General features: G+C 51.7%; 14 protein-coding genes. 5 read left to right on the forward strand and 9 right to left on the reverse strand.

Annotated features, from left to right (window positions below; translation table 11 throughout):
* Positions 1-84 precede the first annotated feature (84 nt).
* From AB8809_RS17820 to AB8809_RS17830, 3 genes are all read right to left on the reverse strand, one after another.
* Positions 85-387, reverse strand: coding sequence for a YciI family protein (locus AB8809_RS17820; protein ID WP_349855149.1), 303 nt, complete (start codon positions 385-387; stop codon positions 85-87).
* Between the two features lie 9 nt (positions 388-396).
* Positions 397-951 (reverse strand): NAD(P)H-dependent oxidoreductase, encoded by a 555-nt coding sequence (locus AB8809_RS17825; RefSeq protein ID WP_205946973.1) that lies wholly within the window; start codon positions 949-951, stop codon positions 397-399.
* 99 nt (positions 952-1,050) lie between these two features.
* Entirely contained in the window at positions 1,051-1,320 is a 270-nt protein-coding gene (locus AB8809_RS17830) for an SDR family oxidoreductase (RefSeq protein WP_205946974.1), read from the reverse strand.
* A gap of 200 nt (positions 1,321-1,520) precedes the next feature.
* Here AB8809_RS17830 and AB8809_RS17835 point away from each other — a divergent pair, with 200 nt between their 5' ends.
* From AB8809_RS17835 to mutS, 3 genes are all read left to right on the forward strand, one after another.
* Positions 1,521-2,498 carry a LysR substrate-binding domain-containing protein gene (locus tag AB8809_RS17835; RefSeq protein ID WP_349855151.1) on the forward strand — a complete coding sequence of 326 codons (978 nt, stop codon included), beginning with the start codon at positions 1,521-1,523 and terminating at the stop codon, positions 2,496-2,498.
* A 175-nt stretch (positions 2,499-2,673) separates the two neighbouring features.
* Positions 2,674-3,303 (forward strand): glutathione S-transferase, encoded by a 630-nt coding sequence (locus AB8809_RS17840; protein WP_349855489.1) that lies wholly within the window; start codon positions 2,674-2,676, stop codon positions 3,301-3,303.
* 301 nt (positions 3,304-3,604) lie between these two features.
* On the forward strand, positions 3,605-6,169 hold the full coding sequence (gene mutS, locus AB8809_RS17845; protein WP_181829860.1) for a DNA mismatch repair protein MutS: 2,565 nt from the start codon (positions 3,605-3,607) through the stop codon (positions 6,167-6,169).
* Positions 6,170-6,227: 58 nt separating this feature from the next.
* On the opposite strand, the gene nlpE is transcribed toward mutS, so the two are convergent.
* The gene (gene nlpE / locus AB8809_RS17850) at positions 6,228-6,923 is read right to left on the reverse strand and encodes an envelope stress response activation lipoprotein NlpE (RefSeq protein ID WP_349855490.1); all 696 of its coding nucleotides are present in this window, start codon (positions 6,921-6,923) and stop codon (positions 6,228-6,230) included.
* A gap of 73 nt (positions 6,924-6,996) precedes the next feature.
* Positions 6,997-7,551 carry a YaeQ family protein gene (locus AB8809_RS17855; RefSeq protein ID WP_012773649.1) on the reverse strand — a complete coding sequence of 185 codons (555 nt, stop codon included), beginning with the start codon at positions 7,549-7,551 and terminating at the stop codon, positions 6,997-6,999.
* A gap of 239 nt (positions 7,552-7,790) precedes the next feature.
* Between AB8809_RS17855 and AB8809_RS17860 the strand changes: the two genes are divergently transcribed.
* Both AB8809_RS17860 and rof read left to right on the forward strand, forming a co-directional pair.
* Complete coding sequence (locus AB8809_RS17860) at positions 7,791-7,991, forward strand: YaeP family protein (RefSeq protein ID WP_010285748.1); 201 nt, start codon at positions 7,791-7,793, stop codon at positions 7,989-7,991.
* Positions 7,978-8,238, forward strand: coding sequence for a Rho-binding antiterminator (rof, locus tag AB8809_RS17865; RefSeq protein WP_012773648.1), 261 nt, complete (start codon positions 7,978-7,980; stop codon positions 8,236-8,238). Before AB8809_RS17860 ends, rof begins: the two co-directional genes overlap by 14 nt.
* Positions 8,239-8,371: 133 nt before the next feature.
* On the opposite strand, the gene tilS is transcribed toward rof, so the two are convergent.
* The 4 genes from tilS to dnaE form a co-directional block, all read right to left on the reverse strand.
* Positions 8,372-9,706, reverse strand: a complete 1,335-nt coding sequence (gene tilS, locus AB8809_RS17870; protein ID WP_369986537.1) for a tRNA lysidine(34) synthetase TilS — start codon at positions 9,704-9,706, stop codon at positions 8,372-8,374.
* Complete coding sequence (locus AB8809_RS17875; RefSeq protein WP_012773646.1) at positions 9,696-10,085, reverse strand: VOC family protein; 390 nt, start codon at positions 10,083-10,085, stop codon at positions 9,696-9,698. The genes tilS and AB8809_RS17875 overlap by 11 nt, the downstream gene beginning before the upstream one ends.
* A 111-nt stretch (positions 10,086-10,196) precedes the next feature.
* Positions 10,197-11,156, reverse strand: coding sequence for an acetyl-CoA carboxylase carboxyl transferase subunit alpha (gene accA, locus AB8809_RS17880; RefSeq protein ID WP_349855155.1), 960 nt, complete (start codon positions 11,154-11,156; stop codon positions 10,197-10,199).
* A 12-nt stretch (positions 11,157-11,168) separates the two neighbouring features.
* A complete protein-coding gene (gene dnaE, locus AB8809_RS17885; protein ID WP_012773644.1) occupies positions 11,169-14,651 on the reverse strand; it encodes a DNA polymerase III subunit alpha in 3,483 nt (1,160 codons plus the stop codon).
* Between the last annotated feature and the right edge of the window lie 84 nt (positions 14,652-14,735).

Below are 14,735 nucleotides of genomic sequence, written 5' to 3' on the forward strand. Positions count from 1 at the left end.
ATAAAAGACCGCGCGGCCAGCACCGCTGCGGTCTTCACGTGCGTTTGCGCCCGACTTGAGACATGCGGCGGGGAAAACCTGACGTTATCTTCCTTCAAACTGCTTAATATTATTCGCAACAAAGATAGCGTTAAATTCATGGACATCATAATTAGCTAAATCTAACGGGTAATAGACATCCTCGGCGAGGATTTTCTCTAAAGCTTCCCGATTTTCCGCCTGTGCAATAATGACCCCCGCGTGCTCTTTATCTTGATAAGGGCCAAGAATTAAAAAATTGCCTTCTTTGAAATATTTGGCGAACCAGTGACGATGCTGTTCGAAACGCTGATCCGCTGTCTTGTCATCAGTATGGCTGTCTTTTAGAGAAATATTAATCAGGAACATATCGCCACCTCAAAGGCTGTTTATTTTTTCGATGAGTTTTTCTGCATGCGCTAGCGCACGTACCCGCATATCAACGCGCTGCTCTTCGTTTTTAGCAATATAAGAGAGATTTCCCGTATATATATGCCCCGCCCATTCCATTCTACAGAGATTAGCAAACTGCTTGAGCGGCGGAAGGAAATCCTCTATTGGATAGTTTTGTATTCCACCATATTGATACATGCTTTCTGGCGCGCCCGATGTAAAGGAAAGGAGTAGTTTCTTTCCCTTCACTTTATCGCCAGTAGCGCCATGTGAAAAACCATGAACAAATACATCTTCAATCCATTTCTTCATTAATGAAGGAACGCCGTACCAAAAGAAAGGAAATTGCAGGACGATAATATCAGCATTCATCAATCGTTCCTGCTCTTTAGGAATATCGAAAACATAGCTGGGATAGAGCTTATCCAGGTGAATCTGTCTCGCATCCGGAAGAGTCTGTTCCAGATTATCCAGAATAATTTTATTAGCAAAAGAGTTATCTAAATCGGTATGCCCGGAAATAATCAGTACATTTTTCATATAGCATTCTTTTTCAAAATGACATTCATAAATTTAATAGAGTAAGCCCTTATTCTCGCGAGAGGGCTTCTTGTACAGCAGTGATAGATATTTGGCCTACTATGCGGCAAACCCACCATCAACCGCATAGTCAGAACCCGTCACAAAACTGGCTTCTTCTGAAGCCAGAAATGAAACCACATACGCGACATCTTCAGCTATATAAGCAATCCGCGAATTTTGTTTTGCTGATTCTTTTAATGCGTCGATGTTGCGCCCCAGAATCACGACATGACAGCCATGATCGGCCAAATGCTTAGCAATTGTGCGCCCAATGCCAGAACCGCCTCCGGTAACCAAAGCGACTTTATCATTAAATTTTGCACTCATGATTCACTCACATCCTGTCGATCGCTTGAACATAATTGTCTCAGTATCATAAACGGTCATTTATCGATGTTAAGGCCACATTGGGTTGAACGATCATTAACTTAAGGTTGTTAGTGATCGCACTGATAACGCGTTATAATTTATGTCCAGATGAATTAAATTCAATTAATATCAAATAGTTAATATAAGGTAAAATGTAAATGGAACTCTCTCAGCATATCCGGGCCATTTTATCGTTTGTCGAAGCTGCTGATGCCGGGAGCTTTGCTGCCGCGTCCCGTCAGCTAAAAATAAGCCCGGCGGCAGTGAGCAAAAATATCGCCAATCTTGAGAAGGTTCTTGGGGTGCGCCTAATGAACAGGACAACAAGAAGGTTGGCATTAACAAAAGAAGGAACCGTATTTCTTGAGCAAGCCCGCATTGCGTTGGGTGCGTTAGAGAACGCCGTTGATATGATCGTCACCGAAAAGCTGGAACAGCGCGGTCATGTAAAAATTTCAACGAGCGCAGCGTTTGGCGCTGAATTTATCGTGCCTGAGCTTCCAGCATTAATGAATCAATATTCTAATTTGACGGTAGAAGTAGATTTTGATGATAGGGTGACGGACTTAGTCAATGATGGATATGACATCGTTATTCGAGGCGGTCGAATTATTGATTCTTCACTGATATCAAGACCTATTTGCCAAATGAATACCATTCTTGTTGCCTCCCCCGATTATCTTAATAGATATGGCATCCCTAACACTCCCGCTGAACTTAAAAACCACGTGCTGATTGCGAGAAAATTCCTTAGTGGCCGCCTATCTCCCTGGGGATTTAAAGCAAAAGATAATAGCATGAGTTTTATTGAACCCACCGGCGCAAAAATTACGCTCTCCGAGCCAGCATCATTAGCACGATTAGCCGCGTTAGGATCAGGTATTGCTCAGGTAGGTGTTCACAATGCCATACCATATTTAGCGGCGGGAAAGCTGAAAATTGTGCTATTTGACCAACATGATGCAGGCAGCTACGAGATGGTCATTCAGTATCCGCACCGGGCATGGATTGCCCCACGAGTGCAAATCACCGTTGAATATTTATTGGGTCAGCTTAAAAACAATAAAACCTTAAATGTACCTCTCACATCTCTGTCTCAATATTGCGTCGGCAATTCTCGCGATGACGCTTCGTAAGCACACCAGCAGCGCTGGCCATCTCATAAAAATATTTATGCCCCCTCGAAAATAGCTTTGTTAGCCGCGAACCACCGAAACCGCTACTCTGCGTGTATGGCATGGAATCAATGCACGTAGTGGAAACAACATCATGGCGATTAACTCAAACCACCCGAATTTAAGGAAGAGTAGTATGGGATTAAAATTACACCATCTTAATGATTCACGGTCTGTTCGTATCCTCTGGTTGCTTGAGGAAGCGGGGATACCTTATGAGCTTGTCAGATATCAGCGGGATGAAAAAACGCATCTGGCACCAGCCTCATTGAGAGCGATACATCCGTTAGGTAAATCACCGTTGATTGAAGAAGATGGAAAAATCATCGCTGAATCCGGCGCTATCGTTGAATACCTGATCAATCGCCATGCAAAACACCTGGCCCCGGATGCAAGCGCGGCCGAATACATTGACTACCTTCAGTGGATACACTTTGCAGAAAGCTCCGCCATGCTTCCGGTTTTATTGAAGATCTTTGGCGAGTTTGAAAAAAATACGGGCACCACACTGAATTTCCTCGAAGATTACGCTGACAACGAATTCGAGAAAGTCTTTTCATTCTTAGACGATTCGCTATCTTCACGGGAATTTATCGTGGGCGATAAGCTGAGCGGCGCAGATATTATGCTGGGCTTTGTTATTAACACCGTCGTGGAGAGACTCGTTCCCGGCGAGCGCTTCCCGAATATTCAGCGCTACTCCCAGCGCCTGAAAAATCTGCCTAGCTGGCAAAACGTGCAGGATATTGAAGCAAACGCAGAATAAGGAACAAGCGCGAGGCATCACGCCTATGTCGAACAAACATGCGAACCGCTTCGCGCACTCGAACAATAGTGGAAAAATCAGATTCGCATCCCTGCCTCAGTCTGGTAACGTCGCGTTGACGTCAAATAACGGCTATCAATGGTAAGATAGCGCATTCGCGGGTGATGTTTTTCATCTGCCAGCCAGTATACTTCTGGCATTCAATTTCAATGCTCAGGTGGCTAACCATCAGCAAGGTTGACCATCCAACCCTGCGCCATCACCTGAACAAACAAAAGCGTTAAGACTGAGTAAAATCACTATGAAAGATTCTACCGACAAGGACTTCACCGCCCACACGCCCATGATGCAGCAGTACTTTAGGTTAAAGGCTGAGCATCCGGAAATCCTGCTGTTTTACCGCATGGGTGATTTCTACGAACTGTTCTATGACGATGCCAAGCGGGCTTCCCAACTGCTGGACATTTCGCTGACGAAGCGCGGCGCCTCCGCTGGGGAGCCGATACCGATGGCGGGCGTCCCTCATCACGCTGTTGAAAACTACCTTGCCAGACTGGTGCAGATGGGCGAATCCGTCGCTATCTGTGAACAGATCGGCGATCCGGCCACCAGCAAAGGCCCGGTAGAACGTAAAGTCGTACGTATCGTCACGCCGGGAACCATCAGCGACGAGGCACTCTTGCAGGAAAAGCAGGATAACCTGCTGGCAGCGATCTGGCAGGATAGTCGTGGATTCGGCTATGCCACTCTGGATATCAGCTCAGGGCGCTTTCGTGTGAGCGAGCCGACCGATCGGGAAACCATGGCGGCCGAACTACAGCGCACCAACCCGGCGGAGTTACTCTACCCGGAATCCTTTGAGTCCATGGATTTGATCGAGAACCGCCACGGACTACGCCGTCGTCCTCTGTGGGAGTTTGAGCCAGATACCGCACGCCAGCAGCTTAACCTGCAATTTGGCACCCGCGATCTGACCGGTTTCGGCGTAGAGCAGGCCAAGCTCGCATTACGGGCCGCCGGTTGCCTGCTGCAATACGCGAAAGACACCCAGCGCACCTCGCTACCGCATATCCGCGGAATTACCATGGAGCGCCAGCAGGACGGCATCATCATGGATGCGGCCACCCGCCGTAACCTTGAACTGACGCAAAATCTGTCCGGCGGCGTGGAAAATACGCTGGCTGCCGTGCTGGATTGCACCGTAACCGCCATGGGCAGCAGGATGCTGAAGCGCTGGATTCATATGCCCAGCCGCGATATTGATGCGTTGCAACAGCGCCAGCAGGCTATCAGCGCGTTGCAGGACATCACACCCGATCTGCAACCCTATTTGCGACAGGTCGGCGATCTGGAGCGTATTCTGGCGCGACTCGCATTGCGCACGGCACGCCCGCGCGATCTGGCACGCATGCGCCACGCTTTCCAACAGTTTCCCGATATTCGTGAGCAGCTTGCACCGCTGGATATTGACTCCGTTCGTCGTCTGGTCAGCCTGATTGGGCAATTTGATGAACTACGCGACTTGCTGGAACGCGCGGTTGTCGAAGCACCGCCCGTGCTGGTTCGTGACGGTGGCGTCATCGCGCCGGGCTACAATGCGGAACTGGACGAGTGGCGTGCGCTGGCCGATGGCGCCAGCGATTATCTGGATCGTCTGGAAATTCGTGAACGAGAAAAACTGGGACTCGATACGCTGAAAGTCGGCTTTAATGGCGTACACGGCTATTACATTCAGGTAAGCCGCGGCCAAAGCCATCTGGTGCCGATCCACTATGTACGCCGCCAGACGCTGAAAAATGCCGAACGATACATCATCCCCGAACTGAAAGAGTACGAAGATAAGGTTCTGACCTCGAAGGGTAAGGCGCTAGCGCTGGAAAAAGCGCTCTATGATGAGCTTTTCGATCTGCTGCTGCCACATCTGGCCGAGCTTCAACAAAGCGCAGCCGCGCTGGCCGAGTTGGATGTCCTGACGAATCTGGCCGAACGTGCCGATACGCTGAATTATGTCTGCCCAACGCTGAGTGATAAACCCGGTATCAAAATCACGGGCGGCCGTCACCCTGTCGTCGAGCAGGTGCTTCGTGAACCATTTATTTCGAACCCGCTGTCGCTGTCGCCACATCGTCGTATGCTGATTATCACTGGCCCGAACATGGGCGGTAAAAGTACCTATATGCGTCAGGCCGCACTGATTGTGCTGATGGCGCACATCGGCTGCTTTGTGCCTGCGGATCAGGCGGTTATTGGCCCCGTCGATCGTATTTTCACTCGCGTGGGGGCTGCGGACGATCTGGCATCTGGCCGCTCTACCTTTATGGTGGAAATGACGGAAACGGCGAACATTCTGCACAACGCCACGGAAAACAGCCTGGTATTGATGGACGAAATCGGTCGTGGAACCTCAACCTACGACGGCCTGTCACTGGCTTGGGCCTGTGCTGAAAATCTGGCGAACCGCATCAAAGCCATGACGCTGTTTGCAACACACTACTTTGAGCTGACCACCCTGCCGGAAAAAATGGAAGGTGTGGTGAATGTTCACTTAGATGCGCGCGAACACGGCGATACCATTGCCTTCATGCACAGTGTACAAGACGGTGCCGCCAGCAAAAGTTATGGTCTTGCCGTTGCCGCTCTGGCTGGCGTACCGAAAGAAGTGATTAAGCGCGCACGCCAGAAACTGAAGGAACTGGAAACGTTATCGAATAATGCGTCATCCAGCCATATTGATGGTGCGCAGTTGGCGCTGCTGGGCAATGATGAGCCGTCTCCGGCCATTGAAGCGCTGGAAGCCATCGACCCTGATGTGCTCACGCCACGTCAGGCGCTCGATTGGCTTTATCAGCTAAAGAAAATGCTCTAACGCGTAATCGATACAAAAAAGGCACTGAAAATCAGTGCCTTTTCTTTTTAACGCAGCGTTAGTCTATTTGTGTATCACAGTTTGCTCGTGCTCTCATACGTGCTTTATCGCTGCCGTTAGGAACCACAGCCTTCACCATCTGCCCTTCTTCCATTGACGGAATCACGGCAAAGTGCGCAGTCAGAACAAGTAATACCGGTTCAGCGGCTTTATCTCTCACGCGAAAATATTGTCTCTCCAACTCCGCGCTATCATCCATCACAAAGGTTTTTCCTGTCGCACAATCAGAGAAGGTCGCGACGTCCGCCATATAGCGGTACATTCCCTTCATTACCATCGGCGTGTTTGGCAAAGGCTGCTCGGTTGCCGTCAGTTGACGAGGAAGGGATGAGTTAATGGGCAAACCTTGCTGATCCAGCATTTCAAGTGAGCTGTCGACCGGGCGGAAGTAACGTTTTTCACCCGCGCTATCCGTCAACACCAGCTTATCCGCAGTACGGCGCCACTGCCCATAGGAGGCAAACGTGTTGTTACCCTCTCGCGTTGTTTGGTACTGCTCGCGCAGAACAAACGTGCCATCTTTTTCCAAAAACAGTGACGTATCAATCCCCCCGCAGTCCGCACAGGGTAAAACGCCACGATAACTTTGCGCCATTGGTTTAAGGGGCTCTTCCTGAACTTGTGAACGGGTATGGCACCCGATCAACCCAGAAATCCCTGCAATCAACAGCACACCGATAGCCAGTTTTTTCATCATTATTTTCCTGCCGTCTCTGCCCTGTTTTTATCGTTCTTACTCAATGCCCTGGAACGTGTCCGGTCTGTTATCATCCCTGAGTCTGAGGAATTTTCCACTCAGAAAATGCTATTTCCAGACTATTCTTATCGTCAGACAACCAGATCGTTCCTTCCTGTATCGTTGCCTGCAATGCCATCGTGCGCGCGGCCAGTCCGGCAAGCTGAGCCAGTTGATTATCATCCAAAAAGCGAATGGCTAGATTCTTGTACCCGGAAACCTTACCCGATATCGCACTCCACCAGACCTGTGCCGCGCGCTCGCTGTAAGCGTATAGCACGACGGCGCGGGACTGGTTGCAGGCTTTCTTCAACCGTTTTTCATCCGGCAAGCCTAGCTCAATCCACAATTCCAGTTCCATCGTATCGTTGCGTCGCCAGATTTCCGGCTCGTCATCGGCACTGAGCCCTTTGGTAAAGCGGAGATTTTCATCAGCATGGCAAATCCACGCTAAAAGCCGCAGCATCATGCGCTGCTCCGTTTCAGACGGATGCTGCGCTATCGTAAGGTTCGCGTCGTGAAAAAAATTCCGATCCATATCGGCAATATTGATTGCTGCTTTGTAAACCGTTGCTTTTAGTGCCATCAGTAACCTCGTCGTTATTCCCTTTAGTTTACTTGAGTTAGCGCCATCCTCACAGTAAAGGTGATATCTGCCACGTAACTGATAGATTATGCCTCTAAGGACTACTGATATCCTGTTAGTGCCTATGCTATAGTCGGTTTGATAAATAGAGTTTATCTTCGTAGGCTTACAACATCGCGCACCGCAACAGGTGATGATGCATGAATATCTACCGAGCTAAGCTTTCAAGGGAGGATATAGTGCAAGAATACTGTGAATTAGTACGTCGCTTATACGCAGAGATCGCCAGTGGCGATCTGGGCTATATACCCGATTCGCTGGGTTGTGTTTTGAAAACCCTGGATGGCATTGCCGCGAATGATGCGCTGCCATCCTCCGTCAGGGAACAGGCTGCTTTTGCCGCCGCTAACTTATTGGTGAGTGATTATGTCAATGAGTAATGAATATCAACCCATCAACTGTGATGATTACGACAGCCTGGAAGCCACTTGTCAGCAGAATCTGACGCTGACGCTGGAACTACGCAATGGTGAAGTTGTGACCGGTAAAGCCAGTGACATGATCTCCCGTAAGCAGGTCGAATATCTGGTGATCGAAGCCTCCGGTGCAACGCGCGAACTGCGCCTCGACCACATCGTCAGTTTCAGTCATCCTGAAATCGGGAAGGTCGTCGTCAGCGAATCCTGACAGGCTTCTCCTTTCATTCAGCGGCAAACGCTGAACAAACGCTTCCAAAACGGACAACACAGGTTGTCCGTTTTTATTTCAGCACGTGTCCGCGTCAGCTTTTATCCAGACCGCTTTAGCTTTTTCCCAAGCCTTACCTTTCCCAAACAACGTGCCATACGGGCTGATGTTCTCTCACCTGCCCTTCCCGCGTGACGAATCGTCCCACGGCCGCAATCAGTTGCTCGTTGTAAAACACCAGCGGTGTATGGTCGCGCCACCAGGGCGGAACGCCCAGTTCCTGCCACAGTTTCTTGATGTGTCGCCCGTGGGCTCTGCCGACAATATGCACGGTTCCCTGGGTCGAAAATCGGATGCTCACCGCCTCACCGTTTTCCGGCGCACGAACCGCCATCCCGTTATCGGCCAACCGCAGCGTGCCGAGATTGTCGGGGAGCGATAGCGAGCATGACGTCGGCTGCCACGGCAGAATGCAGTCCTGTAGCGAGGTCATCAGCGGCAACAGGTAGAGATGCTGACGAAAACGGCGGATTTGCAGCTGATGTAACTGCAATATCGGTTCCGCATCCTGACGGCTCATCGCGACCTCATCCCAGAGTCGTTGCAGCTGTTCACGCGAGGGCATCGTCGCCCCTTGCTGCGCCAGCCAACGACGCAGCAGCGCAAAACGACGCACCGGGCTTAGCGGAACCAGACCATCAATGCTCAGCGCCCCATCCGGCTGACATAACCTCTGTAATGATTCCTCCAGCAACTCATCGAGCAGTTGTTCCTGTTCGGCGCACAGCTCGGCGCTACGCGCCACAGCGGAGGAGAAATGCGGCCAGCGCTGCGTCAAACGCGGTAAAATCTGGCGGCGTAGAAAATTGCGGTCGAAACGCTCATCCTGATTGCTGTCATCTTCAATCCACCGAAGCTGATGCCGCTGCGCATACGCTTCCAACTGCAAACGAGAAAACCCCAGCAACGGACGAATGAGACGATGCAGGCCCAGCGTACTTTGTGCCGCCATCGCAGACAATCCGGCAGGCCCGCTTCCGCGTTTAAGCGCCAGCAAAAACGTTTCGCTCTGGTCATCAAGATGCTGCGCCGTCAGCAGGGTTTCTCCCTCTTGCAGATGCACTTGCAGTGCCTGATAACGCGCTGTTCTGGCAGCCGCTTCAATACCGCCATTCTGCGCCTCAACCACCACTGGCAGCGAGGCAAACGACACCCTCCAGCGTTCACACTGCTGACGACAATGTTCAGCCCAGCTATCTGCCAGCGGGTTTAAGCCGTGGTGGATGTAAGCCGCGCGAATAGCCAAACCAGAACGCTGGCGTACAGCTACCAGCAGATGCAGCAACACGCTGGAGTCCAAACCGCCGCTGTAGGCCAGCAGGATCGACCCGCATCCCGCCGTTTGTGCCACGATCGTCCGAAGCAATCCATCATCAGGTTCAGTGCAGTTCACGACATCAGATCTCATACAGTTCTAAGGGCAAGCCGTCAGGATCGGAGAAAAACGTAAAGCGCTGCTGCGTTTCAGGATCGATCCGTACGGGTTCGCAAATAACGCCAGATTGCTCCAACGAGGCGACGGCCTGTTCAACGTCAGCCACGGCAAAAGCCAGATGGCGCAAGCCACAGGCTTCTGGCCGACTCACGCGCGCAGGTGAATGAGGGAAAGAAAATAGCTCAATGGTATAGCGCCCATTTAGCGAGAGATCCCCTTTCCACGACTGTCGCGCATCACGGTAAACCTCATGGTTCAACGTAAACCCAAGCACGTCGCAATAAAACGCCTTGCTGCGTTCATAGTCAGAGGCAATAACCGCGATGTGATGGACATCAAGCAACTTCAGCATGCTTCAACCCCTCATAGCAAAAAATCCGCTGTCATTTCTGACAACGGATTTTCAGAGTAACGCCAGAATCGCCTGATTGATAATACTGCAATCAATCAGACAATCACGCTATCAGCAGTAACCATAGTTCATCAAACGCTGATAACGGCGGTTTAGCAGTTCTTCTTCCGTCAGACCGCCGAGGTCGAGCAAATCGGCCAGCAGTTGCGCTTTCAGCGACTCGGCCATTGCCGGGACGTTACGGTGCGCCGAACCTAGCGGTTCAGGAATCACGGTGTCGATCAGTTTCAGCTCTTTCAGACGCGGCGCGATGATACCCATGGCTTCCGCCGCCAGCGGCGCCTTATCCGCACTCTTCCACAGGATAGATGCACAGCCTTCCGGTGAAATAACCGAGTAGGTGCTGTACTGCAACATGTTGACCTTGTCGCCCACGCCGATAGCCAACGCACCACCGGAACCACCTTCACCGATAACGGTACAGATGATTGGCACTCGCAGCGTCGACATTTCACGCAGGTTGCGCGCAATCGCTTCAGACTGACCGCGTTCTTCCGCGCCAACGCCCGGATAGGCGCCCGGCGTATCGATAAAGGTAATGATCGGCATCTTGAAGCGTTCGGCCATTTCCATCAGGCGCAGCGCTTTGCGATAACCTTCCGGTGCCGGCATGCCGAAGTTACGACGAATTTTTTCTTTGGTTTCACGTCCTTTCTGATGACCAATGATCATCACCGGACGCCCATCCAAACGGGCAATCCCACCAACAATGGCTTTGTCATCGGCATAGGCACGATCGCCAGCCAACTCATCAAAGTCAGTAAAGATGTGCTTAATATAATCAAGCGTGTAAGGACGTTGTGGATGGCGCGCTAACTGCGCAACCTGCCAGGCGCCTAAATCAGCGAAGATTTTACGCGTCAATTCAACGCTCTTCTCACGCAGGCGCTGGACTTCTTCGTCCAGATTAATATCCAATTTTTCGTCTTGACGGCTGACTGCGGTCAGCGAGTCAATTTTCGCTTCCAACTCTGCAATCGGCTGCTCAAAATCAAGAAAATTCAGACTCATAGTATTCCTATATTAGTCAAATTCCAGTTCCACCTGCTCATTACCCACTAATGTGCGCAGCTCGTTCAGTAGCGCATCGGCAGGCGTTACACGCCATGCTGCGCCGAAACGTAGTCGGGCGCGCGCATCTTCACGCTGGTAATAGAGATGCACTGGGATCGTCCCCGATCGATGGGGTTCCAACGATTGGCGGAGACGGTTTAATAGCTGGTCATCAATTTGCCTGTCAGTCAGCGAGATAGCAAGCCCGCGCGCGTATTTTTCCCGCGCTTCACTGATATCCATTAACTCTCGGACGGTCATTTTAAGCCCGCCGCTGAAGTCATCAAAGCTGACCTGTCCACTGGCGATAAGGATACGGTCTTTCTCAAGTAAATGCTGATATTTTTCCAATGCATCGGTAAACAGCATTATCTCAAGCCGACCGGAACGATCGTCCAAGGTACAGACACCAATACGGTTACCCCGCTTGGTTACCATGACGCGAGCCGCTAACACCAGCCCAACGGCAGTGGTCATTTTACCCCGATCCGTCGGGTGCATATCTTTCAAACGCACGCCACCGGCATAGCGTTCGATTTCCTTAATATATTGCGTGATCGGGTGGCCAGTCAGGTACAGCCCCAGCGTTTCCCGCTCACCATCCAATACGACCTGCTCCGGCCACGGAGGCACGGTGCTGTAGGATTGTTCAACCTGCTCGGGCGCCTCGGCCAGCACGCCAAACATATCCACCTGACCAATGGCTTCCGCTTTCGCATGCTGATCGGCGGCCTTCAACGCATCAGCCAATGAATTCATCAGCGCGGCACGGTGCGGCCCCAGGCGGTCAAAGGCCCCGGACATGATCAGTTTTTCCAGCACGCGGCGGTTCAGCTTTTTAATGTCGGTACGCGCACAGAGGTCAAACAGTTCTCTAAAATAACCGCCCTGATTACGCGCCTCGATAATCGCCTCAATCGGGCCTTCACCCACGCCTTTAATCGCGCCGATGCCGTAAACAATCTCGCCATCGTCGTTCACGTGGAAGTGATACAGACCGCTGTTGATGTCCGGAGGCAAGATTTTTAACCCCATCCGCCAGCATTCATCAACCAGCCCGACTACTTTATCCGTGTTGTCCATATCGGCCGTCATTACCGCCGCCATGAATTCAGCCGGATAGTGCGCCTTCAGCCACAGCGTCTGGTAAGACACCAGTGCATAAGCCGCAGAGTGCGATTTATTAAAGCCGTAACCGGCGAATTTTTCCACCAGGTCGAAAATTTTAACAGCCAGTTCGCCGTTCACACCGCGAGCTTTGGCACCATCTTCAAAGCCACCACGCTGCTTTGCCATTTCGACCGGGTTCTTTTTCCCCATCGCACGACGCAGCATGTCCGCACCGCCCAGCGTATAGCCCGCCAGTACCTGAGCGATCTGCATGACCTGTTCCTGATACAGGATAATGCCGTAGGTCGGCTCCAACACAGGCTTGAGTGACTCGTGCTGCCATTCTATATCGGGATAGGAGATCGCCTCACGGCCATGCTTACGGTCGATGAAGTTATCCACCATGCCGGATTGCAGCGGGCCAGGGCGGAACAGCGCCACCAGAGCGATCATATCTTCAAAGCAGTCAGGCTTCAGGCGTTTGATCAGGTCTTTCATGCCGCGCGATTCAAGCTGGAATACCGCCGTGGTTTCCGAGCGTTGCAGCATGTCGAAACTTTTCTTATCGTCGAGCGGAATGGCCGCGATATCAATCGGCTCCTGACCTTGCTTCGCGCGACGGGCGTTAATCATCTCCAGCGCCCAGTCGATGATGGTCAGCGTACGCAGGCCAAGGAAGTCGAACTTCACCAGTCCGGCATATTCCACGTCGTTCTTATCAAACTGGGTAACCGGGTGGTTGCCTTCCGCATCGCAGTACAGCGGCGCGAAATCGGTAATCTTGGTAGGAGAAATCACCACCCCACCGGCATGTTTACCGGCGTTACGCGTTACCCCTTCGAGCTTGCGCGCCATATCAATGAGAGCCTTAACTTCCTCATCGGCCTCATAAATTTCCGGCAGCTGCGGCTCTGCGGCAAAGGCTTTTTCCAGCGTCATGCCCGGATCGGGCGGCACCAGTTTTGAAATACGATCGACAAACCCATATGGGTGCCCAAGCACGCGCCCTACGTCACGAATAACCGCTTTCGCCGCCATCGTACCGAAGGTAATAATCTGTGATACCGCATCACGACCGTACATTTCCGCAACGTGATCGATAACTTTATCGCGTTTTTCCATACAGAAATCGACGTCGAAGTCAGGCATGGAAACACGTTCAGGGTTGAGGAAACGTTCGAACAGCAGGTCGAATTCCAGCGGATCCAGATCGGTGATTTTCAGCGCATAGGCCACCAGCGACCCGGCACCGGAACCACGCCCCGGCCCAACAGGCACGTCGTTATCCTTCGACCATTGAATAAATTCCATTACGATGAGGAAGTAACCGGGGAACCCCATCTGGTTAATCACGCCCAGTTCAATATCCAGACGCTCATCGTACTCTGGTCGCCGCGCAGCGCGCACTTCCGGATCAGGGAACAGGAATTCGAGGCGCTCTTCCAGCCCCTTTTTCGAGCACTCAACCAGAAAGTCTTCCGTGGTCATGTCACCCGTCGGGAACTGCGGCAGGAAATATTCACCCAGACGAATCGTTACGTTACAACGCTTGGCAATTTCCACGCTGTTCGCCAGCGCTTCGGGGATATCAGCAAAGAGCTCGCACATTTCCTCTTCGGAACGCATGTACTGCTGCGGGCTGTAATTACGTGGACGTTTAGGGTCGTCAAGCGTGTAGCCATCGTGGATAGCAACGCGGATTTCGTGAGCGTCAAAATCATCGGTGCTGATAAAACACACTTCATTGGTCGCCACCACAGGCAACCCGTGCTTCGTTGCCAACTCGACGGCAGCGTGCAAATAGCTTTCTTCGTCGGGGCGTGACGTGCGGATAAGTTCCAGATAGTAACGCTGGGGGAAGTACTCTTGATAAAACGCCAGACACTGCTCGGCCTGTGTCTGGTTGCCGCGCAGCAAGAATCGACCAACATCACCCCGCCGCCCACCAGACAGCAAAATCAGTCCTTCACGATGCTCAATCAGCCAATTCCGGTCAATTGTCGGCCCGGCAGCACCATAACCCCGCTGATAAGCCTGAGAAATCAGCAGCGTGAGATTCTGGTAGCCTTCATTATTCATGGCCAAGATAGTGAGATGCGCGAGTTCATCCCCTAATTCGTCGCTTTCGACACAGAAGTCTGCGCCGATAATAGGCTTGATGCCCGCGCCATGCGCGCCACCATAGAACTTAACCAGCCCACACAGGTTGGTGAAATCGGTAATCGCCAGCGCTGGCATGCCAAGTGCCGCCGCTTTTTTTACCAGCGGACCGACTTTAGCCAGCCCATCGATCATGGAATAGTCACTGTGAACACGCAGGTGAACAAAACGTGGTTCGGCCATCTCCAGATCCCAGAATTTATCGATTAGTCAGCATGGCAGGCACGACTACGTGCGCACGCCACACCGAGAGTTAATGATGATGTT

The sequence above is a fragment of the Pectobacterium aroidearum genome, from assembly GCF_041228105.1.
In the GTDB taxonomy this organism is placed as follows: domain Bacteria; phylum Pseudomonadota; class Gammaproteobacteria; order Enterobacterales; family Enterobacteriaceae; genus Pectobacterium; species Pectobacterium aroidearum.

Coding starts and splice junctions, on each gene's coding strand:
- AB8809_RS17820 (WP_349855149.1), bottom strand. CDS start 387: ATGTTCCTGATTAATATTTCTCTAAAAGACAGCCATACTGATGACAAG.
- AB8809_RS17825 (WP_205946973.1), bottom strand. CDS start 951: ATGAAAAATGTACTGATTATTTCCGGGCATACCGATTTAGATAACTCT.
- AB8809_RS17830 (WP_205946974.1), bottom strand. CDS start 1,320: ATGAGTGCAAAATTTAATGATAAAGTCGCTTTGGTTACCGGAGGCGGT.
- AB8809_RS17835 (WP_349855151.1), top strand. CDS start 1,521: ATGGAACTCTCTCAGCATATCCGGGCCATTTTATCGTTTGTCGAAGCT.
- AB8809_RS17840 (WP_349855489.1), top strand. CDS start 2,674: ATGGGATTAAAATTACACCATCTTAATGATTCACGGTCTGTTCGTATC.
- mutS (WP_181829860.1), top strand. CDS start 3,605: ATGAAAGATTCTACCGACAAGGACTTCACCGCCCACACGCCCATGATG.
- nlpE (WP_349855490.1), bottom strand. CDS start 6,923: ATGAAAAAACTGGCTATCGGTGTGCTGTTGATTGCAGGGATTTCTGGG.
- AB8809_RS17855 (WP_012773649.1), bottom strand. CDS start 7,551: ATGGCACTAAAAGCAACGGTTTACAAAGCAGCAATCAATATTGCCGAT.
- rof (WP_012773648.1), top strand. CDS start 7,978: ATGTCAATGAGTAATGAATATCAACCCATCAACTGTGATGATTACGAC.
- tilS (WP_369986537.1), bottom strand. CDS start 9,706: ATGAGATCTGATGTCGTGAACTGCACTGAACCTGATGATGGATTGCTT.
- AB8809_RS17875 (WP_012773646.1), bottom strand. CDS start 10,085: ATGCTGAAGTTGCTTGATGTCCATCACATCGCGGTTATTGCCTCTGAC.
- accA (WP_349855155.1), bottom strand. CDS start 11,156: ATGAGTCTGAATTTTCTTGATTTTGAGCAGCCGATTGCAGAGTTGGAA.
- dnaE (WP_012773644.1), bottom strand. CDS start 14,651: ATGGCCGAACCACGTTTTGTTCACCTGCGTGTTCACAGTGACTATTCC.